This is a genomic window from Nocardioides luteus, from assembly GCF_014648595.1.
GTDB classification, from domain to species: Bacteria; Actinomycetota; Actinomycetes; order Propionibacteriales; family Nocardioidaceae; genus Nocardioides; species Nocardioides luteus.
This window is the reverse complement of the sequence record NZ_BMRK01000003.1, coordinates 248,522-269,784: the sequence shown is the minus strand read 5'-3', so window position 1 is coordinate 269,784 and position 21,263 is coordinate 248,522. Positions and strand designations below refer to the sequence as shown.

The 21,263-nt window shown below is 71.0% G+C and carries 23 protein-coding genes; 9 read left to right on the top strand and 14 right to left on the bottom strand.

Annotation, left to right across the window (positions count from 1 at the left end):
* Position 1: 1 nt before the first annotated feature.
* From IEY81_RS05740 to IEY81_RS05710, 7 genes are all read right to left on the bottom strand, one after another.
* Positions 2-490 (bottom strand): nucleoside deaminase, encoded by a 489-nt coding sequence (locus tag IEY81_RS05740; RefSeq protein ID WP_229787396.1) that lies wholly within the window; start codon positions 488-490, stop codon positions 2-4.
* A gap of 160 nt (positions 491-650) precedes the next feature.
* A complete protein-coding gene (locus tag IEY81_RS05735; protein WP_189117497.1) occupies positions 651-1,235 on the bottom strand; it encodes a superoxide dismutase family protein in 585 nt (194 codons plus the stop codon).
* 71 nt (positions 1,236-1,306) lie between these two features.
* Positions 1,307-2,002: a hypothetical protein gene (locus IEY81_RS05730; RefSeq protein ID WP_189117496.1), complete on the bottom strand. Its 696-nt coding sequence runs from the start codon at positions 2,000-2,002 to the stop codon at positions 1,307-1,309.
* Positions 2,003-2,101: 99 nt separating this feature from the next.
* Complete coding sequence (locus IEY81_RS05725; protein WP_189117495.1) at positions 2,102-3,439, bottom strand: MFS transporter; 1,338 nt, start codon at positions 3,437-3,439, stop codon at positions 2,102-2,104.
* Between the two features lie 25 nt (positions 3,440-3,464).
* On the bottom strand, positions 3,465-4,472 hold the full coding sequence (locus IEY81_RS05720) for a PDR/VanB family oxidoreductase (protein ID WP_189117494.1): 1,008 nt from the start codon (positions 4,470-4,472) through the stop codon (positions 3,465-3,467).
* 10 nt (positions 4,473-4,482) lie between these two features.
* A complete protein-coding gene (locus IEY81_RS05715) occupies positions 4,483-5,586 on the bottom strand; it encodes an aromatic ring-hydroxylating dioxygenase subunit alpha (RefSeq protein WP_189117493.1) in 1,104 nt (367 codons plus the stop codon).
* An 82-nt stretch (positions 5,587-5,668) separates the two neighbouring features.
* Complete coding sequence (locus tag IEY81_RS05710; protein WP_189117492.1) at positions 5,669-7,264, bottom strand: AMP-binding protein; 1,596 nt, start codon at positions 7,262-7,264, stop codon at positions 5,669-5,671.
* A gap of 188 nt (positions 7,265-7,452) precedes the next feature.
* Here IEY81_RS05710 and IEY81_RS05705 point away from each other — a divergent pair, with 188 nt between their 5' ends.
* The 8 genes from IEY81_RS05705 to IEY81_RS05670 all read left to right on the top strand — a co-directional run bounded on the left by IEY81_RS05705 (position 7,453) and on the right by IEY81_RS05670 (position 14,332).
* Complete coding sequence (locus IEY81_RS05705) at positions 7,453-8,538, top strand: LLM class flavin-dependent oxidoreductase (RefSeq protein WP_189117491.1); 1,086 nt, start codon at positions 7,453-7,455, stop codon at positions 8,536-8,538.
* A 2-nt stretch (positions 8,539-8,540) separates the two neighbouring features.
* Positions 8,541-9,482, top strand: a complete 942-nt coding sequence (locus IEY81_RS05700; protein ID WP_189117490.1) for a 3-carboxyethylcatechol 2,3-dioxygenase — start codon at positions 8,541-8,543, stop codon at positions 9,480-9,482.
* 20 nt (positions 9,483-9,502) lie between these two features.
* A complete protein-coding gene (locus tag IEY81_RS05695) occupies positions 9,503-10,324 on the top strand; it encodes an alpha/beta fold hydrolase (protein ID WP_189117489.1) in 822 nt (273 codons plus the stop codon).
* A gap of 37 nt (positions 10,325-10,361) precedes the next feature.
* Positions 10,362-10,853, top strand: a complete 492-nt coding sequence (locus IEY81_RS05690; protein WP_189117488.1) for a flavin reductase family protein — start codon at positions 10,362-10,364, stop codon at positions 10,851-10,853.
* Between the two features lie 12 nt (positions 10,854-10,865).
* Positions 10,866-11,651, top strand: coding sequence for a 2-keto-4-pentenoate hydratase (locus IEY81_RS05685; RefSeq protein WP_189117487.1), 786 nt, complete (start codon positions 10,866-10,868; stop codon positions 11,649-11,651).
* Between the two features lie 50 nt (positions 11,652-11,701).
* Complete coding sequence (locus tag IEY81_RS05680; RefSeq protein ID WP_229787393.1) at positions 11,702-12,652, top strand: AraC family transcriptional regulator; 951 nt, start codon at positions 11,702-11,704, stop codon at positions 12,650-12,652.
* A gap of 97 nt (positions 12,653-12,749) precedes the next feature.
* Complete coding sequence (locus IEY81_RS05675) at positions 12,750-13,694, top strand: alpha/beta hydrolase (RefSeq protein ID WP_189117486.1); 945 nt, start codon at positions 12,750-12,752, stop codon at positions 13,692-13,694.
* A 44-nt stretch (positions 13,695-13,738) separates the two neighbouring features.
* Positions 13,739-14,332 (top strand): PadR family transcriptional regulator, encoded by a 594-nt coding sequence (locus IEY81_RS05670; protein WP_189117485.1) that lies wholly within the window; start codon positions 13,739-13,741, stop codon positions 14,330-14,332.
* 6 nt (positions 14,333-14,338) lie between these two features.
* On the opposite strand, the gene IEY81_RS05665 is transcribed toward IEY81_RS05670, so the two are convergent.
* From IEY81_RS05665 to IEY81_RS05635, 7 genes are read right to left on the bottom strand one after another with little or no spacing between them, the layout of a single operon-like run.
* Positions 14,339-15,502, bottom strand: coding sequence for a sensor histidine kinase (locus IEY81_RS05665; protein ID WP_189117484.1), 1,164 nt, complete (start codon positions 15,500-15,502; stop codon positions 14,339-14,341).
* Entirely contained in the window at positions 15,499-16,185 is a 687-nt protein-coding gene (locus IEY81_RS05660) for a response regulator transcription factor (RefSeq protein ID WP_189117483.1), read from the bottom strand. Before IEY81_RS05660 ends, IEY81_RS05665 begins: the two co-directional genes overlap by 4 nt.
* Before the next feature lie 4 nt (positions 16,186-16,189).
* Positions 16,190-16,615, bottom strand: a complete 426-nt coding sequence (locus IEY81_RS05655; RefSeq protein ID WP_189117482.1) for a hypothetical protein — start codon at positions 16,613-16,615, stop codon at positions 16,190-16,192.
* Complete coding sequence (locus tag IEY81_RS05650) at positions 16,615-17,757, bottom strand: molybdopterin-dependent oxidoreductase (RefSeq protein ID WP_189117481.1); 1,143 nt, start codon at positions 17,755-17,757, stop codon at positions 16,615-16,617. The genes IEY81_RS05655 and IEY81_RS05650 overlap by 1 nt, the downstream gene beginning before the upstream one ends.
* Positions 17,754-18,467 (bottom strand): methyltransferase domain-containing protein, encoded by a 714-nt coding sequence (locus IEY81_RS05645; RefSeq protein ID WP_189117480.1) that lies wholly within the window; start codon positions 18,465-18,467, stop codon positions 17,754-17,756. The genes IEY81_RS05650 and IEY81_RS05645 overlap by 4 nt, the downstream gene beginning before the upstream one ends.
* Complete coding sequence (locus IEY81_RS05640) at positions 18,464-19,123, bottom strand: TIGR04282 family arsenosugar biosynthesis glycosyltransferase (protein WP_229787391.1); 660 nt, start codon at positions 19,121-19,123, stop codon at positions 18,464-18,466. Before IEY81_RS05640 ends, IEY81_RS05645 begins: the two co-directional genes overlap by 4 nt.
* Positions 19,120-19,812, bottom strand: coding sequence for a glycosyltransferase family 2 protein (locus tag IEY81_RS05635; RefSeq protein WP_189117479.1), 693 nt, complete (start codon positions 19,810-19,812; stop codon positions 19,120-19,122). Before IEY81_RS05635 ends, IEY81_RS05640 begins: the two co-directional genes overlap by 4 nt.
* A 112-nt stretch (positions 19,813-19,924) precedes the next feature.
* Here IEY81_RS05635 and IEY81_RS05630 point away from each other — a divergent pair, with 112 nt between their 5' ends.
* Positions 19,925-21,259 carry a hypothetical protein gene (locus IEY81_RS05630; protein WP_189117478.1) on the top strand — a complete coding sequence of 445 codons (1,335 nt, stop codon included), beginning with the start codon at positions 19,925-19,927 and terminating at the stop codon, positions 21,257-21,259.
* Positions 21,260-21,263: the final 4 nt, after the last annotated feature.

The following is a 21,263-nucleotide window of genomic DNA, read 5'->3' as shown; positions in this document are numbered from 1 at the left end:
CTCAGGCGCCCGCGGCCTGCTGGTGGAGCGCGCGGATCTCCTCGACCAGCTCAGGGACCGGGCCGACGACCTCGACCTCCGTGGCGACCTCTTGGATCGGCAGCCCCCGCACCGGCGACTCGGGCGCACCCCAGCCGGCGCGCCACCCGGTCAGCTGCTCGGATGAGGCGATGTAGACGATCCGGCCGACACCGGACCAGCCGTGGGCGGCCGAGCACATCGGACAGTGCTCGCCGGAGGTGTAGACGGTGGCGCGGGCGCGAGTGTCCGCGTCGAGGTTCATGCCCGCCCAGCGGGCGAGCTCGATCTCCGGATGGGCGGTCGGGTCGCCGGTCGAGTGCTCCCGGTTGCGACCCTCCTGGAGGGCGTTGCCGTCGCCGTCGGCCAGGACGGAACCGAACGGTCCGTCACCATCCGCCAGCGCCTCCGCCGCCAGCTCCAGGCAGCGACGCAGGTGGGCCATGTCGGTCTCGGTGAGTTCGGTGGTCACGCAGTTAGTCTGCAGTCGAACGCGGCGTACGTCGTCTCATTTCGGGCCTGTCATTCGGGCCTGTCAGCGACGAGACGGCGCGTCACCACGCGGGGCGCGAGCTCGATGCCCAGCTGCTCGAAGAGCCTGTCGGCCGACATCTCGATGGCGACCAGCGGGGTCAGCGGGGCTCGATCACCGCGCAGGCGATCCGGTCGCCGGCGTCACCGGTCTTGGTCGTGTCCTCGTCGGGCCCCTTGGGGGCGTAGCGCTCGGGCACGTTGGCGTAGTTGTCCGGCGAGGCGTGGATCATGACGGCGCTGCCGTCGTCGTCGCGGAGGTCGTCGAGCGTGAAGGGGCCGGTGAACTCGAGCTCGCCGGTGCCGTCGGAGCGAATCAGCAGCGCCGGCAGGTCGCCGAGGTGCTCGCCGTGAGCGCTGTCGTCGGGGTTGAGGTGGCCGCCCGCGGACAGGAAGTCGCCGGTCTTGGCCGGGTCGTCCGGCGCGGCGCTGTCGGCCTCGCACTTGCCGGTCGTGTGCACGTGGAAGCCGTGGTAGCCCTCCGGCAGCCCCTTCACCCGGACGCTGACCTGGGCGTCGCCGTCGTCCTCGTCGATCTCGACGGTGCCGACGTTCTTGCCGCCCGGGTCGGCCAGCTTCGCGGTGACCTCGTTGCGCTCGCCGGAGTCGGAGTCCTCCCCACAGGCGGTGAGGGTCAGCACGCCGCAGGCGACGGCCGCGGCGGCCATGGTGAGACGACGGGACATGGGATACCTCCACGAGAACGGGATCCGGTCACGACCACCGTACGTCGCGAAGGGCCGTGGAGCCCGCAGGCTCAGCAGCCGTCGCGCAGCAGACCGGGCTCGTGTCCGTTCGTGACCTCGATGAAGTCGACCTTCGCGTCGCCGGACCTGCCGGTGAGGAGGAATCCGATCCAGCTGTTGACGTCCCGGGCCACGAAGACAGGCTGGCCGTAGTCGTTGGTGCGGAGCGAGCCCGCCTCGTAGGAGTCCTGGAGGTCCCTGAGAGTGCTGCCGATGGTGAGCCCCTCGGCGGTCTTCAGGACCGGCTTGCTCATCCCGAAGGAGGCGATCTCGCCCTGCGGGTCGTAGGTGAGGTCGACACCGTCGCCGACCTGGTCGACCCACTTCCAGTACGTCCCCTCGCAGACCTTCTCGCGGGCGGTGTCTCGGGTGACCCAGCCCCGCTTCACCAGGGCGCGTACGTTGCCCTTCGCCTCGATGTCGCCGAAGGCACCGGGTGCCAGCGGGCCGCCCCAGTCGAGCTTCGGCGTCGGTGTGGCGTCAGTGTCGGAGGCCGGCACCTCGGCCGGGACCGGCGTCGGGACCGGCGTCGGGGTCGCGGACGACTCCTCGGCCGGCGCCTCGGAGGAGGGTGCGGCAGGTGACGGGGTCGCTGAGGCCGACCCCGAGACGGGGGCCAGGTCGCTCCCGCAGCCGGTCAGGCCGAGCAACCCGGCCGCTGCGGTCGCCGCGAGCACGGTGCGCAGCCGGATACGAGGTGTGGACATGGTGGCTCCTTGTCGGTCGGGCATCCTCGGTGCGGGGTGCTCTACCGATCCAGACGGTTCACGGCCCGCCCCGGTTGCACGGGGCGGGCCGGTCCCCGGCTACGCCGAGGCCACTTCCGCGGTGGTGCGGGAGGGGGCGCCCGTCCGCAGGAAGAGCAGCGCCACGGCGGAGATCGCGACGACGACAGCAGCGCCGACGTACAGGTTTACCGGGGTCCAGGAGGCGTCGAGCAACCGCCCGGCGAGCATCGGCGAGAGGATGGCGCCGATGCGGCCGATGCCGATCGCCCAGCCCATGCCGGTGCTGCGGATCTCCACACCGTAGGTGTCCGGCGTGATCGTGTAGAGGCCGGCGATGCAGCCGTTGATCAGCGCCCCGACGCCGACGCCGATGATCAGCGCGACCGTCAGGAACGCGGTGCTGGTGATGAAGACGACCATCGTCAGCGCGGACAGCACGGTGAAGCCGATCAGCACCAGACGGCTGTCGAGCCGGGAGGCGACGAGACCGTAGAGCACCGAGCCGGCGGTGCCGCCCAGCGCCAGCATCATTCCGGCGGTGACCGCGTCGGCCTCCGACAGCCCGGAGGTCACCAGCAGCTGCGGGGTCCAGCTGTTGACGAAGTAGAAGCCGAACATCGTCGCCAGGAACGCCACCCACAGCAGCAGGGTCGAGCGGCGCAGGTCGGACCCGAGGAGTACGCCGGGGTTGCCGCTGCGCCGACGGCCGGTCGCCACCGGAGTCGCCGCCAGTGCTTCCGCGGCGGCCGCGGGCTGGCCGAGCCGGACGAGGATCCGGTCGATCCGTTCCGCCGCCCGGCGCGGCCGGCGCTGGAGGAGGAAGTCGACCGACTCGGGCAGCAGCACGATCAGCAGGACCAGCGCGACAGCGGTCGCGACCCCACCGGCGATGAAGACGCTGCGCCAGCCGAGGTCGGCGAGCATGGCTCGCGCGGCTACCCCGCCAAGGGTGGCGCCGATGCCGTAGCCGGCGGTGTAGATGCCGATCGCCAGACCGCGCCAGCGCGCCGACGCGTACTCGCTCGCGATCACGTTGGTGCTGGCCAGGATGCCGCCGACGCCGAGGCCGGTGATCACCCGGGCGAGCCCGAGCAGCAGGACCGTCGGGGAGGCCGCCGACAACAGCATGCCGAGGGTCGCCAGGCCGACGCTGATCAGGATCAGCGGACGGCGACCGATGACGTCGGCGACCGGCGCCAGCGCCAGCGAGCCGACCGCCATGCCGACCAGACCGGCGCTGAGCAGCACACCGAGCGCGGAGCCGCTCAGCGCGAACTCCTCGGTCAGCGACGAGGCGGTGAACGCCATCGCCATCACGTCGAATCCGTCCAGACAGTTGAGCAGGACGCAGAGGGCGACGACCATCCACTGATAGGGAGTCATCGCCGCGGCGTCGATGCGCGCACGAAGGTTCATCTCGGTCTCTTCTCGGGGTGGGGGTTCACGGGAGGTGGAGCGTCACGGCCGCCGGCTCGCTGCGCTCGGGTTCGCCACGGGCGGCACGAGTGACGCAGAGACACAGGGAGGTGTTGGTCTCCTTCTGCTTCTTGCTCAGGAAGACGTCGCGGTGGTCGATCCGGCCGTCCACGTCGAGGACCTTGACCTGGCAGATCCCGCACTCGCCCTTGCGGCAGTCCCACATCACGTCGACGCCGGCGTCCTCGAGGGCGTCGAGCATCGAGGTGTCGGTCGTGACGGCGACAGATCGGTCGTGCTGGGGAAGGTGCACGACGAACTCCTCCGCGGCCCAAGCACCGCTGCTGCCGAACGTCTCGAACCGAAGGTTCGGCTCCGGCAGCTCGTGGGCCACCCAGGCACGCCGGATCGCGTCCATCAACCGGATCGGCCCACACATGTACATCTCGGTCCGCGCCGGCGCCGGTCCCCCGGCGATCTCGCCCACCAGCGCATCGACGTCGAGACGTACGCCCTCATCGTCGACGAACACCCGGATCCGGTCGCCGTGGGTGTCGGCGAGCTCCTCCAGATAGGCCATCACCGCGCGGCGGCGCCCGGCGAGGACGAGGGTGTAGTCGGCGCCGCGGCGGCGCAGGCTGTCGGCCATCGCGACCAGCGCGGTGACGCCGATGCCGCCGGCGACCAGGACGTAGCGGTCGGCGCCGACGCCGAGCGGGAAGCTCTGCACCGGGCCGGTCATCTCGACGACGTCGCCGACCTCGAGGCCGTGCATGTGTCGCGATCCGCCGCGCGAGCTCGGCGCCAGCTGCACGCCGAGGGTGAGCCGGCGCCCGCCGTCCTCGGAGCGGAGGACCGAGTAGGAGCGCGTGCGGACGTGCCCGTCGAGGTCGAGCCGGAGGTCGACGTGGGTGCCGGGCGTGGCGTGGACGGGGCGGTCGGGGCTGAGCACGATGCGGCGTACGCCCTCGGCGAGGTCGTCGGCCTCGACGACGCGGCCCTGCTGCCACCAGGTCTGGGTGTTCACTGCCATGGCGGCTGCCTCACTTCGCGGCCGCGGCGGCGGGGAGACCCTCCGCCTGCAGCATCCGGTCGAGGATCCGGCGCACCCACATGCCACCGGCGTCGATGTTGAGGCTGTAGAACTCGTGGTCCGGGTTGGCGTCGATGGCGCGCTGCTGGGCGGCCAGCATCTCCTCGTCCTCGCCGAAGACGCCGTGCACGCCCTGCCGCAGCTGGGTCGTGATGGTCTGGCTCTCCAGGCGGTAGTTGCGCATGAAGGCCCAGAAGTAGTGCGACGTCCGGGCGGTCTCCGGGGTGATCGTGTTCATCACGAAGCCGTTCACGCCCTGGCTGCGGTCGCCCTCCGGAGCGCCGGTGCCGGCCTTGGCGACGCCGACGTCGATGCAGATCGTCGAGGGGGCCTCGAAGTGGATGATCTGCCAGCGGTCGACCTTTCCGCTGAAACCGGGGAACTTGTCGCGCATGTTCTTCAGCCAGAACGGGGGAGCGTCGATGTCGCGCATCCAGCGGGTCACGGTGACGTGCGTGTCGTCGTGGCTCACCTCGAACTCGGCCTCGGAGAGCTCGTCCTGCCCGATGCTCGAGCTGTGCACGAACTCCTCGTGGGTGAGGTCCATCAGGTTGTCGAGCACCAGCTGGTAGTTGCACGGCGCGTAGATCGTCTCGCCGTCACCGGCCCAGTCCGGGGAGTCCATCTGGTGCATGTCGGGCACCGAGCCAGAGTCGGCGAGGTCCGGGTCGCCGACCCAGACCCACACGTAGCGATGACGCTCGACGACCGGGTAGGACGGCACGATCGCGCTCGGGTTGATCGTCTCCTGCGCGGGCATGCTGGTGCAGCGGCCGGCGGAGTTGTAGCGCAGCCCGTGGTAGGGGCACTGGATCTCGTCGCCGAAGAGCTTCCCCTTCGAGAGCGGAGCCAGCCGGTGCCAGCAGGCGTCGGCCATGGCGACCGCGCGACCGTCGCTGTTGCGCCACAGTGCCAGCGGGACGTCGGCGATGGTGCGGGCGAGCGGCTGCTTCGCCGTCACCTCGTGGTCCCACGCCGCGACGTACCAGGCGTTGCGGGGGAAGTTGAAGATCTTGCTGGCTGCGGTGACCGGGGGCTGGTCCAGGATCGTCATGGGGGACTCCCTATGGAGATAGGTGTTGTACTCGTCACAAACTACCTATCTCTATAGTTAGTGGCAAGAGCCGCCCTCGGTGTCAGCCCTGGATGCGCCTGGTCCGGCCGGACCAAGCGGTGTCGCGGAGGACGGCCTTCCGGATCTTCCCCGTCGAGGTCTTGGGCAGGGCGTCGACGATCTCCACCTCGCGCGGCGCCTTGTAGTGCGCGATCTGGGAACGTACGTGTGCGATCAGGTCCGGACCCTCGGCCTGATGTCCCGGACGTAGTACCGCGTAGCCCTTGGGGCTCTCGCCCCACCGGTCGTCGGGGACACCGACCACGGCGACCTCGAGGACCGACGGATGGGTCATCAGGGCGTGCTCGACCTCGATCGTCGAGATGTTCTCGCCGCCGGAGATGACGACGTCCTTGGCCCGGTCGCGCAGCTCGACGTAACCATCGGGATGCAGGACGCCGAGATCTCCGGAGTGGAACCAGCCGCCTCGGAACGCCTCCGCGGTCGCGTCGGGGTCGCGGTAGTAGCCCTGCATCACGTTGTTGCCGCGCATCACGATCTCGCCGACCGTGGCGCCGTCGGCCGGCACGTCCGCCATCTCCTCGTCGACCACCCGCAGGCGGGCGGCCTGGACCATGCCTACACCCTGACGAGCCAGCAGCCTCGCACGTTCGGCGGTCGGCAGGGCCGCCCATGCCTCCTGGGCCTCGCAGACTGAGTAGGGGCCGTACGTCTCGGTGAGCCCGTAGACGTGAACGAGCTCGAAGCCGAGCGCCGTCATCTCCTCGATGATCGTCGGGCTGGGCGGCGCGCCTGCGGTGGTCACGACGACCGGCTGCGCCGGCCTCACGTCGCCGGCGGTCGCCATGATCGTGGTCAGCACGGTCGGAGCGGCGTTCAGGTGGGTGACACCGTGATCGCGGATGGCTGACCAGATGGCCTCGCCGCGGACCTCGGGGAGGCACACGTGAGTGCCTCCGATCGCGGTGACGGCCCACGGCATGCACCACCCGTTGCAGTGGAACATCGGGAGGGTCCAGAGAAACACCGATGCGGTGGTGTGCCTGCTGTGCAGCAGCTCGCCGAAGGCGTTCAGATAGGTGCTCCGGTGGGTGTAGACGACACCCTTGGGTCTGCCGGTGGTGCCGGAGGTGTAGTTGATCGCGATCGGTGACCGCTCGTCGTCGACCGTCCACGGCAGGTCGGGGCGCGCCAGTCCACGATCCAGGAACGTGCCCCAGGCCGTCTGCCCGTCCTGGGGTTCGCCGCCGGGGGTGACGACGCACTCGACGGGGCCGGGGTCGGTGCAGGCGGCGGCTGCGAGCTTCGCGAGACGGTGGTCGAGGAGGAGGAGACGCGCGCCGGAGTGCTCGAGGATGTAGCGGACCTCGTGGGGCGAGAGGCGGGTGTTGATCGCGACCAGCGTCGCGCCGGCGAGAGGGACGGCGAAGTGAGCGATCACCATCTCGGTGACGTTCGGCATGAGCACGGCGACCCGGTCTCCGGGGCGGACGCCGGAACCGGCGATGGCCCGCGCGAGCTCTTGTGCGCGACGACCCATCTCTGCGTACGTCAGGCGGGTGGTTCCCTCGATCACGGCGATCTTCTCGCCCCACACCTGTGCCGAGCGTTCCAGGAAGGCGATCGGTGTGAGCGGCGTCTCGTTGGCGGTCTCCATGGCGGAGACGCTAAGTGGGTCCGAAGAGCCGTCGAAAGGCCTCTGATCGAGGTGTGCGGAAAGTGGATCGAGCACGTCGATCGGTGGCTTGAGGGGCCACAGCTGGCACTCCTAGCGTGATGGGAGTCACAACGGAGGAGCCGCTTGGCGGCACCGTCCTGGCACGCCGAACGACATGGGAGTCACACATGGCCAAGTCCTGGATCTTCGAGATCTTCAGCTACCCCTACGACCCGGACCCGGAGAAGTTCGACCCGGCTCTGTGCAAGGAGCTCTACGACTGGAAGCTCGAGTCGTGGATCGCTTCGGAAGGCTACGGCTTCGACGGGGTCCTCTTCTCCGAACACCACTTCACGCCCTACAGCATCAGCCCCTCGCCGAACCTGCTGGTCGCAGCTCTCGCCCAGCGGACCGAGACCCTCCGGGTCGGGGTGATGGCGAACATCACCGCGTTCCACAACCCGCGCCGCCTGGCCGAGGAGGCGGCGATGCTCGACTACCTGACCGACGGCCGCCTCGAGTGGGGCCTGGGCCGCGGGGTCGACGAGCCGGAATTTATGCGTGAGGGCATCCCCATGGAGGAGACCCGTGACCGGTTCGAGGAGTCGGTCGCGCTGATGCAGAACGCCTGGAGCAACCCGGTCTTCACGCACAAGGGCACCTACTACAACTACGACAACGTCTCGCTCTGGCCGCGGCCGATGCGTCCTGAGCTCCCGATCTGGGTGACGGCGCTGAGCCCCAACACGGTGACCTGGGCCGCGCGCAACAACTTCAAGTTCACCTCGGTGTTCGCGCCCACCACGGAGATGAGCGACATCTTCAAGAACTATCAGGCGGCTGCAGCCGAGTCCGGCCGAGAGTCGACGGCGGACGACATGGGCGTGTGCCGCAACGTTTTCATCGCCGACTCCGAGCAGGAGGCGCGCGACATCGCCGAGCCGGCCTTCAACGCGCTGTTCGCCGCCTTCAAGGAGGCCGCGGTCTTCAACGACCTCGATCACGTCCCCACGGGTTATGAGCACTACCAGTCCTTCTTCCGGCCGTTCGCCGGCGAGGGCGTGACCTTCGACGCCCTGGTCGAGATGGGCATCATCTGCGTCGGAACGCCGGAGTCGGTGCGCGACCAGATCGTCGCCCAGCTCGAGCAGATCGGCTGCGGCAACTTCCTGAACTGGGGCTCCTTCGGGGATCTCACGCGGGAGCAGACGTTGCGGTCCTACCAGCTGTTCGGGGAGTACGTCGCCCCGGCCGTCCGTGGTCTGAAGCTCTGATCATGGCCAGCCAGGTAGCGCTGTGCTGCATGTCGCACAGCCCGTTGCTGCACAGGGCCGACCCCGGCGCCGAGACGAGGAAGGCAGTCGACACCGCGCTCGCCGAGGCCCGCGCATTCGTGGACGAGTTCGACCCTGAGCTGGTGGTGATCTTCGGCCCCGACCACTACGCAGGTTTTCGCTATCGGCTCATGCCACCCTTCTGCATCGGTGCCTCGGCGAGTGCCATCGGCGACTACGGAACCGAGAGCGGACCGCTCGATGTGCCCCAGCACGTTGCCGACGACCTGGTCGGATCCGTGCTGGAAGCAGAGCTCGACGTCGCGATGTCCGAACGGATGACGATCGACCACGGCATCAGCCAGCCGCTCGAGGTGCTGCTCGGATCGATCGGCGCCCGCCCCGTGGTCCCGATCTTCATCAACTCCGTCGCAGCGCCGCTCGGTCCCATGCGACGGGCTCGGCTCCTCGGGGAGGCGGTCGGTGAGTTCGTCGCGACCCTGGACAAACGGGTGCTGATCGTCGGGTCCGGCGGTCTCTCGCACGATCCGCCCGTGCCCAAGCTGCGTACGGCGGAGGCCGAGGTCGCGGAGTACCTCATCGACAAGCAGCGGACTCCGGCGGAGCAGCAGCGACGGGAGCAGCAGGTCTATGACGCCGGGCAGGAGTTCGCGCAGGGCGCGAGCGGGCTGAAGCCCCTCAACCCGAACCTCGACAACGAGATCCTCGACCTCCTCGCGGCCGGCGACCTACATCGGTTCGACGAGTTCACCGTCGAGTGGCTCGACGCCCACGGGGGCGGGTCCGTCCACGAGGTCCGCACCTGGGTGGCCGCCCACGCGGCGCTCGCGGCCACGGGTCCCTACCGCACCACCAGCACGTTCTACGAGCCCGTGCCTGCGTGGATCGTCGGTTTCGCCGTCACGACCGCGGTGTCGACGTGAACGATCGGAGAGGAGGGGTCATGACGGAACGCGACGTGGTGGTCGGAGCACACACCCTGCACACGGTGGACGTCGGCGACGTGGACGGTGAGCCGATGCTGTTCCTGCACGGCACCGGGCCGGGCGCGAGCGGGTTCCCCAGCTTCGCGCCGATGCTGGAGGGGCTCGACTCGTTCCGATGTCTGGTGCCGGATCTGCTCGGCTTCGGCCGCAGCAGCCACCCGCACGACGTGACCGACGGACCCGGAAGCTGGTTGGAGATCCGTGTCGAGACCGTCCGCGCGATGCTCGATGAACTCGGGATCGGGCGGGTTCATCTGGTCGGTCACTCCTACGGGTGCCGAGTGGCGCTCGAGCTGCTGAAGATGGAGCCCGACCGCTACGGGAAGGTCGTGCTGGTCGCAGCAGGTGGAACTCCGGTGAAGGCCAGCCTCCAGCGGCTCACCGGCTTCTACGCCGACCCGACCGAACAGCGGATGCGTGAGCTGGTGCTGGCACAGGTCGCCCGCGACATCCAGGAGCTCGATGCGTACACGATGGAGCGCTTCGAGCTCGCTCGTCGGCCCGAGGTGGAGCGGTCGTTCACCTCCGCGATGGGACCGGGTGAGCCGGCGCCGGTCAACGACCAGGCGGTGCTGGCGACGATCCGTCACGAGGCGCTGGCGGTCCACGGTCGGCTGGACCCGACGATTCACTACAGCGCGAGCCTCTTCCTGGCCGAGCACCTGCCGCACTGCGACCTGCATGTCTTCTCCGGGGCGAGCCACCTGCTCCAGCTGGAGGAACCCGACGCCCTTGCTCGGCTGGTCCGTGGCTTCGTCCACGCCAGGCCCACGCGGTGACGTACGCCGAGTCGAACGTAGAACGAAGGAGAGAATCATGACTGAGTCGAGACTGCTCGACGCGCTGAGGCTGCGGAAGGTCTTCGGTCTGTATCCGACCGGTGTCGCAGTGCTCGCGGCACTCGTCGACGGGGTTCCGGAGGGAATCGCGGTGAGCTCATTCACCTCGGTGTCCCTCGATCCGCCGCTGGTCTCGGTCTGCATCGCCCACAGCTCCTCGACCTGGCCTCGGCTGGGTTCCGCCTCGCGGATCGGCCTGAGCGTGCTCTCCGCCGACCAGGAGCAGGCCGGGCGTCAGCTGGCCTCCAAGGAGGGTGACCGGTTCGCCGGACTGGCCTGGAGCGAGACGCCGGAGGGCGCAGTGTTCCTGGACGGTGCCGGGGCCTGGCTCAACCTGGAGGTCGAGCAGGAGGTGCCGGCCGGCGACCACGACATCGTGCTGCTGCGGGTCCACGACCTCGGTAGCGAGTTCGACACCCATGAGCCGCTCGTGTTCCACGCCAGCCAGTTCCGCCGGTTGGCCTGCTGAAGGAGGGCCCTGATGCCTGACATCGCTCTGCTCGCCGACGCTCTCGCGGATGCCGAGTCATCGGCTCGCCCGATCGCGCAGCTGTCGGACTCCACCAGTCTCTCGCTCTCGGACGCCTACGACGTACAGCTGTTCGGCGTCCTGCGCCGGGTGCGGGCCGGCGACCCTGTGGTCGGCCTCAAGCTCGGGTTCACCAGCATCGAGAAGGCGCGCCAGATGGGCGTCCATGACGTCATCCTCGGGGTACTCACCGCTTCGCGGGACCTCGGTGCGGGGTCGTCGGTGTCGCTGGGGTCGATGATCCATCCACGGATAGAGCCGGAGCTGGCCTTCAAGCTCGGCCCCGATGTGGCGGCGCTCGACCTGACCGACCCGCGGGTGGACCTCCTCGACCACGTCACCCACGTCGCGGCGGCCGTCGAGCTGATCGACTCGCGCTATCGAGACTTCCGGTTCACGGTCGAGGACGTCGTTGCCGACAACACCTCCGCCGCACGGTTCCAGGTGGGGGAGTGGGTGCCGTTCGACACGGTCCGGGAGCGCGTCGGTGACCTGTCGGTCACACTCCGCGCATCCGGCGAGGAGGTTCGATCGGGCAGCACCCACGCGATCCTCGGTGACCCTCTCGAGGCGGTGCGCGCCGTGCAGCGTCTGGCCGTTCGGTACGGCCATCGGCTCCCTGCCTCAGCCGTCATCCTGGCGGGCGCGGCCACGGCGGCCCTGCCCATGGCCGCAGCCACGGTCTACGAGGCGACCGTGGAAGGGGTCGGGGCTGTGATGGTGCAGGCGGAGGTGTAGAGCCCGTGAACTGCTTGACGGATCCGGATTCGCGAGCCGACGATCTGAGTGTGTGGACCACCGGTGAGCCCGACGAAGCCACCAGCGTGCTCGCGAACGTGTACGCCCCGCATCAGCTGACCGTTCGGGACAAGGAGAACTTCGCCTTCAGCTTCCACGCGCTCCGGTCGCGTGAGCTGACGGTGGGTCTCAACCGGTTCGCGACCGACATCCACATCAAGGTCCCGCCGCCGTCGCTGTTCTACACGCTCTGCTACGCACCCGTCGGTGAGGTCGAGACGATCTCCGGCAGGAGCACGATGGTGGCTTCCCCAGCGGCTGCGACCATCCTCCACCCGGATGCGACCTGGCACTTCAACCACTGGCGTCCCGGTTCGTCACTGCTCTGCGTCCGGATCGACCGGGCCATGCTCGAGGACGAGCTGACCATGCTGACCGGGCGACCGGTGACCGAGCCGGTCGAGTTCGCGGGTCCCGTGGATCTCCGCGAGGACGTGGGGCAGGACCTCGCCCGGATCATGCAGACGCTGTGGTCACCGGACGGCCGGCCCAGCGCCATCGCTGCGATGCATCCGCTGGTCGCCGACCGGACGGCCCAGCTGCTCCGGAGCACCCTGCTCGTCGGCTGTCGCCACAACTACTCCGAACTGCTCGAGAGCGAGCACACCCGCGCCGGCGCACCCCAGGCCGTACGCCTGGTCCTCGACGCGATCGAGGAGGACCCCATGCAGGTCCTGTCCGCCACCGACGCCGCCCGCATCGCGCACATGAGCATCCGCGCGGTCGAGAAGGCCTTCGCCCGCCACGTCGGGGTCTCCCCGGTGCGTTTCTCGCGGCAGGTCCGGCTCGCCCGGGCGCGTACCGATCTCGTCTCCGGCGACCCGGAGGTGGAGACCGTGATGTCCGTCGCCCGCCGCTGGGGCTTTGGACATGCCGGCCGCTTCGCCTCGCTCTACACCGAGCGTTACGGCGAGATGCCCTCGGTGACGCTCAAGCACTGACCGTTCGACCGACCGATCGAACACCGACGGTCGGCGTGGCCTCGCTGCCCCGCCCCTTTCGTCGACCCATCCCACGACCCATCCCGAGGAGCCATCAATGTCCACCGACGCATCCGTTCTGCAGCAGCGCTACCAGGCCAACAACGAGATTCTCGCCGCCAACCCCGAGCTCGATCTCCCGCTCATGCGGGCGCTCATGGAGGAGATCCACCGCTGTGCGGCGGAGCCGGCCGGCGTGACGTACGCCGAGGTGGATGCCGGAGGCAGACCGGCAATGTGGTGCACGCCGGTCGCGAGCTCCGACGACGCACCTGTCGTGCTCTTCCTGCACGGCGGGGGCTTCGTCCTGCAGAGCCCACACAGCCACCGCAAGCTGGCCGGCCACCTGGCCGTAGGAGTCGGAGCCCCGGTGCTCGTCCTCGACTACCGGCAGGCGCCCGAGCACCCCGCGCCGGCGCAGCTCGAGGACGCCGTCGCCGCCTACGCCTGGTTGATCGACCAGGGTGTCCCGGCAGACCGGATAGCCGTCGCCGGTGACTCGGCAGGCGCCAACCTCGCCGTCACCACAGTGCTCCGGTTGCGTGACCAAGGGGCACCGCTGCCGGCGGGCGTCATCGGTTTCTCGCCATGGTTCGACCTCGAGTGCCGCGGGGCGTCGATGGAGACCAATGCCGACAAGGACCTGCTGATCACCAAGGAGATCTGCGCGATGATGGCCGGTCTCTACCTGGGGGAGGGCGGATCGCCGAGTGATCCGGCCCTGAACCCGCTCTACGCAGACTTCAGCGGCTTCCCGCCGGTCTATCTCTGCGCGGGCGGTGACGAGGCCCTGCTCGACGACGGCCGCCGGCTCAGCGACCTCGCTCGGGAGGCGGGCGCGGACGTCACCTTCGACGTGGTGCCGGGGCAGCAGCACGTGCATGTGTTCATGGCCGGCCGCGCCCCCGAAGCAGACCGGAGCATCGCCACCGCAGCGGCATGGCTCTCTGCCCGGGTCGGGCAGCCGGCGACCTCAGAGATCTCCGCCGGAGGCGCCGGGTAGGGTCGCCGACATAGGTCATCCGCCATGTCGAGGAGGGGGTCACGATGGCGCTGAGGTACGCGTTGCTGGCGCTGCTGACCTCACGACCGATGACCGGCTACGACGTCTCCAAGCAGTTCAGCCAGTCGGTCGCCCACGTGTGGCACGCCCCCGACTCGCAGATCTATCCCGAGCTCAACCGGATGGAGCGCGACGGGCTGCTCGAGTCGTCGGTCGTGCCGTGGGGCAAGAAGGGCACGAAGAAGGAGTACGCCGTCACCGAGGCCGGGGTGAAGGCCTTCCGGGAGTGGATGGACTCGCCGATCGAGATCCGCCGTCAGCGAGAGCCCGCCTATCTCAAGGCCGCCTACCTGGAGTGGGCCGAGCCAGGGGCGGCGCGGGCCGAGCTGGAGCAGTTCCGCGACTACTGGACCGAGCACCTGGCGATGCTCGAGGCCACCCGCGCCACGCTCGTCGACCGCAGCCACCCGACGCTGGCGAGTCGGCTCGAGCACTACGACGCGGCGCAGTGGGACCGCATCGTGCGCTACAAGATCTTCGCCTACGACGGCCTCATCGACCAGGCGCGTGCCGCGATCGCCTGGGCCGAGCGCGGGCTCGTGCTCGTCGACGAGCTCGAGGGCTCGACGGTCGACTGAGCTGACCTAGGCAGGCAGCCGCACGTGGAACCTGCAGCCGGTGGCGGTCGGGAGGTTCTCGACCCAGACCCGGCCGCGGTGGGCGTCGACGAGCCCCTTCACGATGGCGAGACCGAAGCCTGCGCCCTGGCCGCTGCCGCCGTCGGCACCCTCCGGAGCGGTCGGGGTGCGCGCCGAGCTGCCCTGCCAGCCGAAGTCGAAGACCCGGTCCATGTCGTCCGGGTCCAGACCGCCGCAGCCGTCGCTGACGCTGAGGTCGACGCTGGGTCCGTCTCCGGGCACGTCCGTGGGGGCGAGGCGGCAGTGGACCTCGACCGTGCCGTCGGCGGGGGTGTGACGGATGGCGTTCATCAGCAGGTTGGAGACGACGCGGGAGAGGCTGGCCGGGTCGGCGGTGATCTCGAGACCGTCCTCGACCTGGCCGCCGAGGCGGACGCGGCGCTCCCGCGCGACCGGGTCGGCACCGGCCAGGGCCTCGCTGACCAGGTCGCCGAGCAGGACCGGCTCCGGGGTCAGGGTGAGCGCACCGGCCTGGATCCGGGAGAGCTCGAAGAGGTCGTCGACGAGCTGGGCCAGCCGCTCGACCTCGACCCGGATGCGCTGGTGGTAGCGGTGGGGGTCGGCGGCGATGCCGTCCTCGAGCGCCTCGGCCATCGCGCGCAGCCCGGCCAGCGGCGTACGCAGGTCGTGGGCCACCCACGAGATCAGCTCGCGTCGCGACTCCTCGAGTCGGGCCTCGCGTGCGCTGGCCTCCTCGAGGCGCCGCTGGGTCTCGGCGAGCTCGGCCGAGAGCGACCGGAGCTCCCGCGGCCCACTCTCGTGGAGCGGCTGGTGGGCCCCGAGCGCCATCCCGCGCGCCTGCTCCTGGACCGCGCCGGACCAGCGCACCATCGCCGAGCCGATGACGAAGGCGACCAGGATCGCCACCACCACGGCGATCGAGGTGACCACCGTGATCACCTGCAGGTCGTGGCCGGAGAGGAACATCATCCAGGCGATCCCGAGCGCGCCCCCGAAGACGGTGAGCACGGCGATCGTGGCGACCAGGGTCAGCTGCCAGCGGATCGACCAGCGGCGGGTCAGCCAGGCGACCAGCAGCCCCGCGAGGCCGACCGCGAGGCCGGCGCCGGCTGCGACGAGTGCGATCTGGAGGGCGTCGATGGCTCTCATGCGGTCACCTCCGTGGGCTCCCAGCGGTAGCCGACGCCCCAGACGGTGACCAGCCGTTCCGGGCGGGTGGGGTCGGACTCGATCTTCTCCCGCAGCCGGCGTACGTGGACGGTGACCGTCGAGCGGTCGCCGATCGTCCAGCCCCAGACGTGCTCGAGCAGGTCCTCCCGGGTGAAGGCCTTGCCCGGGTGGGCGATGAGGTAGCGGAGCAGGTCGAACTCGCGCGTGGTCAAGGAGAGCTCCTTCCCGCCGTCGGTCGCCACCCGGCGGTCGGCGTCGACCACGAGGGCGCCGTCGGCGACGACCCCGCCCTCGTCGGAGTGGCCGGTGCGCTTGAGCACCGAGTCGACGCGCAGCACCAGCTCGCGCGGGCTGAACGGCTTGCCGACGTAGTCGTCGGCGCCGAGCTCCAGCCCCATGATCCGGTTGGCCTCGCTGCCGAGCGCGGTGAGCATGATGATCGGCACCTCGCTCGACTGCCGCAGCCGGCGGCAGACCTCCAGACCGTCGATGCCGGGCAGCATCAGGTCGAGGACGACGATGTCGGCGGGCCGCTCGCTCATCGCGCGCAGCGCCTGCTCACCGTCGCCGGCCTCGACCACGTCGTGGGCGCCGGCGCGCAGGTAGGAGGCGAGCACCTCGCGCACGGTGAGGTCGTCGTCGACCACGAGCACACGTGCCATCGGCCTACTCCTCCTCGTCCGCCCGCTGGGGTGAGCGTAGTTCGCCCAGCGCGACCGCGACACCGGCACACACGCAGAGCACCGCGACCGCCACCAGGCCCTGGACGTAGTCGCGGTCCAGCAGCGTCGGGTTGTCCGCCTTCGCGCCGAACCGGCCGACGACCGGGACCGCGACCAGGAGGATCGGCCCGAGCAGCACCAGCACCGTGACCGCACCTCGCGCGACCGGCCGCGGCAGCAGCCGCCCGCCGACCCACCCGAGCCCGAGGACGGCTGGGGCCAGGAGGCCGTCGTGGATCACCACGGCCGCCGCCAGCCAGACCACGACCTCGGCGATCTGGCCGAGGTCCTGCCGGCTGAGCAGCAGCCAGGCTCCGTACGCCATCCCGGCGGTGCCGACCAGGACCAGCCCACCGCGTGCGAGTCTCATCAGAGCACCTCGATCCGGGAGACCCACTTGGTCTGCATGACACCGGGACGGTCGGGTGCGATCAGCCGGACCGGGTAGCCGTGGTCGATCGACAGCGTCTCGCCGTCGAGGCCGAGCGCCATCAGGGTGCGGTCGTCGTCGGCGAAGCTCGCCGGGAGCACGGTGTCCGAGGAGGCGCTGAAGGTCTGGATCGACCGGATCCGCACGTCCCGGCCATTCGGGGCACCGACCAGGTCGAGCAGGTCACGGAGGCGTACGCCGGTCCACTCGCCGGTCACGCTCCAGCCCTCGACGCAGGCGATCGGCAGGGCGCAGGTGCGCTGCTCCATGGCGACCAGGTCGTCGCGGGTCAGAGCCCTGGTGGCGCTGCCGTGGGCGACCTCGAGCCGGTAGTCGGCGTTGGTCGCGGCGGCCACCACGCCGGCCGAGCGGGCCGTCCGGTTGATTGGGACGCCGCTCTTCCGGGACCGGGAGGAGAGGGCGGCGAGGCGGCCGACGCCGGGGACGGTGCCGGCGGTGTAGAGGAAGGCGGCGCCCAGCGCCGAGGCCCCGGCCAGGGTCAGGACCGCACGGCGGCTGACCGGCCCGGCGCTCCGGGCGGTGGGCCGGTCGTGGGTGGTGTCATCGACGTCGCCGGTCAGCGCGTCGCGGACGATCGGCAGCTTCACCGCTATGTGGACCAGCAGCGCTCCGACGGCGACGAAGGCGAGGGCGTAGTGGGTGGCGCGGAAGCTGAAGCCCCACGGATACCACTGGGCGACGTTGAGCATGCCGGTGGTGAGCTGCACCAGCGACGTGCTGACCAGGATGGCGATCGAGCCGCGCTCCAGCGCGGTCGGCAGCGCCTCGCGGACCTTCCGCGGCACCGGCTGGAAGAGCTTCGGGAAGACCACCCACAGCTTGACCAGGAGCAGCGGGATCGCGGCGGTGCCGGCGGCGACGTGGAGACCCTGGGTGAGCTTGTAGAGCCACGACGGGCTGGTCGGCAGCGGCACCGACTGGCGGTCGAGCTGGGCGTAGTGGCTGATCAGGCCGGTCCCGAGCGCGACCACGAAGCAGACGCCGAGCCACAGGCCGACCCGGGCGGCGACCGCGGCGCTGCGCAGGCGCGAGGTGAACGAGGCCTCGGTCGGGATCCTCATCGGACGTCCTCCACGAGCACGGCGACCCACCGCTCGCCGGCGGGCGTCAGCGGGGTGCGGGCGGCAGGGTGCGGGTCTTTCCGGCGAACCTGCGGCAACGCTTCGAGCCGACGGACGACGAGCCCGGCCTCGGCCGCGATCGCGCCGATCGCGTCGGCACCGACGACCGCCCAGGGGAACGGTGAGGAGCCGCCGCAGCCGCAGACCAGCTCCGCGAGCAGCGGCCCGCTCGGGGTGCCGGGAGGGTGCACCTCGGCGACCACCCGGCCGCCCGGGACCAGCAGTCGGCGCACCCGGGAGAGGAGTGCGAGCGGGTCCCCGCCGATCCCGATGTTGCCGTCGGCGAGCAGGGCGGTCGCCCACCAGCCCTCGCCGGGCAGCGGCTCGAACAGGTCGCGGCACACCGCCCGCCCGCCACGGGACTCCGCCTCGGCGACGGCCTCCGGGACCACGTCCACCCCGAGCGAGGGCAGGCCGCGGGCGGTGAGCGCAGCGGTCATCCGGCCGGGGCCGCAGCCGAGGTCGACCGTCGGTCCGGCGCAGTGCGCGAGCAGCGCCAGGTCGGCGGCGTCGGCGGTGCGGGTCCAGTCCTCGACCGGCAGCCGCGAGGACCTGCCGTCGATGCTCACCACCCGGCACTCCTCGCTGGCGAAGGCGTGCGCGAAAGCAGTCTCCGCCGCGAAAGCAGTCTCCGCCGCGAGCGCGGTCATCGGGTGACCCGCGCGATCTCGGCGGCGGCCGCGGCGAACCGGGTGCTCGGAGCGGCCGCGGCCACCGGAGCGACGTCGGCGAGGTGGTCGACGTCGCGGAGCCGCTCCCCGACGCCGACCCGCAGGCCGAGCCGTTCGAGGGCGGAGCGGGTGGCTGCGTACGTCTCGGGGGTGGACATGGGCACCTCGCGAAGAGCGGTCGCGGCGGAGGGGTCGCGGAGCGCGAGCGCCCACCAGCCGCCGTCCTCGGCGGGCGCCAGCACGGCGTCGGCGTTGGTCAGGCCGTCGGCCACCGCCAGCAGCCCGTCCGGGGTCACCTGGGGTGTGTCCATGCCGATCTGTACGACCGGCCCGTCGGCCTCGGCGTGGGCGTTGGCGAGCCGGTCCGCGAAACCATCACCGTGCTGCGGCGCGATCGTCCAGCCCGAGAGTGCGGTCCGGATCTCGTCCGCCCGGAGTCCGTCATCGAGCTCGTTGGCAAGTGCCAGGCGGCACCGCTCCGGGCCGACCGCCAGGGTGCACGCGTCGATCGTGTCGAGCAGCGCGGCCGCCGCGACGCCGGTGGCCGCGGCCGCCCCGACGGTGGCCGCGAGCCGGGTCTTCACCGTCCCCGGGACCGGCGCCTTCGCGACCAGGAGCATCGTCGGCGCGGTCACGAGAGCACCCGCCAGAAGTCGTACGCGGCCCGCAGGCTGCCGCGCACCGATCCCGAGACCTTCGAGCGGGTCCCCGCGGTCCGGGGGTGGTAGTCGACGTCGATCTCGTGCACCCGCCAGCCGGCCCGGGCCGCGCGGTCGAGGAGCTCGACGGGATACCCCGAGCGCCGGTCCTCGACACCGAGGTTGAGCAGCGCCTCCCGGCGGGCCGCGCGCAGCGGGGCGATGTCGCGCACCCGCAGGCCGGTGCGGCGTCGCAGCGCGCTGAGCACCAGCCGGTTGCCGACCTTGGCGTGCCAGGGCTGCGCGGCGCGGCTCACCGGGCGGCGGCAGCCCAGAGCGAGGTCGGCATCGCCGCGCATGACCGCGTCGACCAGCGCCAGCGCGGCCGCGGGGTCGAAGGAGCCGTCGCCGTCCATCACCACGACGTACGGCGCGGTCGCGGCCACCAGCCCGGCGTGCACCGCGGCGCCGTACCCCGGCCGCGACTCGGACACCACGCGCGCACCCAGCGAGCGGGCGACGTCGGCGGTGCCGTCGGTCGAGCCGTTGTCGACGACGATCACGGAGAGCGACTCCGGCACGCGCGGCAGCAGCTCGCGCAGGGCGGCGGCCTCGTCGCGGCACGGCAGCACGAGGTCGGTCTCGGGACCCGTCTCTGGCCCCGTCTCGGGGCGGGTTTCGGCCATGGCATCGACTGTAGGAACGCACCGGCCCGAATGGGGCCAGGAGATCTTACGGTCCGATGACGGGGCCGTGGCAGGCCGCTGGTCGGGCTCTTCCACACCTACGCTCGCAGTCGTGAACTCCTCAGCTCACCGCGCCGCCCTGGCGGGGCTCGTCGTCACGCTGGTCCTGGTGGCCGCGGCGATCGTCGTGCCGCCGCTCTTCGACTGGCAGGTGTGGACCCGCAGGCACATCGAGGACGGCACCTTCCCGCCGCTGCACGGGTTCCCGGAGGTCAAGGCGGGGATCGGCACCGTCCCGGCGGTGCTGCTCGCGCTCGCTGCGCTGCGCTGGGCCGACGCGCTCGCGACCCGGCTGCCGTGGCGGCGGCTGCTCGTCGTCGCGTACGCGGCTGGGCTGGTCTGGCTGCTCGCGCTGGCGCTCGTGGACGGACCCGAGGGCATCTCCGGCGTGCTCGGGAGCCCGTCGGAGTACCTCCGCACCGCTCGGTCGGTGGACGACGTGGCGGGGCTGCTGGGGGAGTACGTCGCCCGGATCCCCTACTCCGCGCCCGCGGGCAACTGGCCGGTCCACATCGCCGGTCACCCGCCGGGGATGCTGCTCTTCTTCGTGCTGCTCGTGAAGGTCGGTCTCGGCGGTGACCTGGCAGCAGGACTGGTCGTCGTCGCGATCGCGGCGACCCTGCCGCTCGCGGTGATGACGACGGTGCGCGCGCTCGGCGGCGAGCCGGCGGCGCGGACGGTTGCTCCGTACCTCGTGCTCTCGCCGGCCGCGGTCTTCGCCGCTGTCTCGGCCGACGCGGTGATGGCGACGACCGTCGGCTGGGGGATGGCCTGTCTCGCGCTCGCCTCACGCCGGCCGCGCACGATGGCGGGCATCGCGGCGGCGGTCGGCGGGGGCCTGCTGCTCGGGTACGCCGTCTACACCTCTTACGGGCTGCCGCTCACCGGAGTCCTCGCGCTCGCGGTGATCGGGCTGGGCCGCGCGTGGCGGTTGTTGCCGGTCGCGGTGGTGGCCGCGCTCGCCGTCTCCCTCGCCTTCACCCTCGGTGGCTTCCTGTGGTGGGAGGCCTATCCGGTGCTGGTCGAGCGCTACTGGGACGGCCTCGCCAGCGAGCGTCCGGGCGCCTACTGGACCTGGGCCAACCTGGCCGCGCTCGCGATCAGCGCAGGCCCGCTCGTCGGCGCCGGTCTCGGCGCGACCTGGGCGTCGTGGCGCGACCGGTCGGCTCGGGTGGTCGTGGTGCTCGTCGCCGCCGCGGTGGCGATGGTCGCGCTGGCCGACGCCTCCCAGATGAGCCGTGCCGAGGTCGAGCGGATCTGGCTGCCGTTCATCCCGTGGCTGACCCTCGGTTGTGCGCTCCTGCCCGAACGGTGGCGCCGCCCCGGCCTGGCGCTCCAGCTGGCCACCGCGCTGCTCGTCGAGCACCTGCTCCACACCAGCTGGTGACCTA

Coding starts and splice junctions, on each gene's coding strand:
- IEY81_RS05655 (WP_189117482.1), bottom strand. CDS start 16,615: ATGAGACTCGCACGCGGTGGGCTGGTCCTGGTCGGCACCGCCGGGATG.
- IEY81_RS05645 (WP_189117480.1), bottom strand. CDS start 18,467: ATGACCGCGCTCGCGGCGGAGACTGCTTTCGCGGCGGAGACTGCTTTC.
- IEY81_RS05635 (WP_189117479.1), bottom strand. CDS start 19,812: ATGGCCGAAACCCGCCCCGAGACGGGGCCAGAGACGGGTCCCGAGACC.
- IEY81_RS05675 (WP_189117486.1), top strand. CDS start 12,750: ATGTCCACCGACGCATCCGTTCTGCAGCAGCGCTACCAGGCCAACAAC.
- IEY81_RS05700 (WP_189117490.1), top strand. CDS start 8,541: ATGGCCAGCCAGGTAGCGCTGTGCTGCATGTCGCACAGCCCGTTGCTG.
- IEY81_RS05715 (WP_189117493.1), bottom strand. CDS start 5,586: ATGACGATCCTGGACCAGCCCCCGGTCACCGCAGCCAGCAAGATCTTC.
- IEY81_RS05670 (WP_189117485.1), top strand. CDS start 13,739: ATGGCGCTGAGGTACGCGTTGCTGGCGCTGCTGACCTCACGACCGATG.
- IEY81_RS05690 (WP_189117488.1), top strand. CDS start 10,362: ATGACTGAGTCGAGACTGCTCGACGCGCTGAGGCTGCGGAAGGTCTTC.
- IEY81_RS05735 (WP_189117497.1), bottom strand. CDS start 1,235: ATGTCCCGTCGTCTCACCATGGCCGCCGCGGCCGTCGCCTGCGGCGTG.
- IEY81_RS05650 (WP_189117481.1), bottom strand. CDS start 17,757: ATGAGGATCCCGACCGAGGCCTCGTTCACCTCGCGCCTGCGCAGCGCC.
- IEY81_RS05725 (WP_189117495.1), bottom strand. CDS start 3,439: ATGAACCTTCGTGCGCGCATCGACGCCGCGGCGATGACTCCCTATCAG.
- IEY81_RS05660 (WP_189117483.1), bottom strand. CDS start 16,185: ATGGCACGTGTGCTCGTGGTCGACGACGACCTCACCGTGCGCGAGGTG.
- IEY81_RS05665 (WP_189117484.1), bottom strand. CDS start 15,502: ATGAGAGCCATCGACGCCCTCCAGATCGCACTCGTCGCAGCCGGCGCC.
- IEY81_RS05695 (WP_189117489.1), top strand. CDS start 9,503: ATGACGGAACGCGACGTGGTGGTCGGAGCACACACCCTGCACACGGTG.
- IEY81_RS05710 (WP_189117492.1), bottom strand. CDS start 7,264: ATGGAGACCGCCAACGAGACGCCGCTCACACCGATCGCCTTCCTGGAA.
- IEY81_RS05685 (WP_189117487.1), top strand. CDS start 10,866: ATGCCTGACATCGCTCTGCTCGCCGACGCTCTCGCGGATGCCGAGTCA.
- IEY81_RS05730 (WP_189117496.1), bottom strand. CDS start 2,002: ATGTCCACACCTCGTATCCGGCTGCGCACCGTGCTCGCGGCGACCGCA.
- IEY81_RS05705 (WP_189117491.1), top strand. CDS start 7,453: ATGGCCAAGTCCTGGATCTTCGAGATCTTCAGCTACCCCTACGACCCG.
- IEY81_RS05720 (WP_189117494.1), bottom strand. CDS start 4,472: ATGGCAGTGAACACCCAGACCTGGTGGCAGCAGGGCCGCGTCGTCGAG.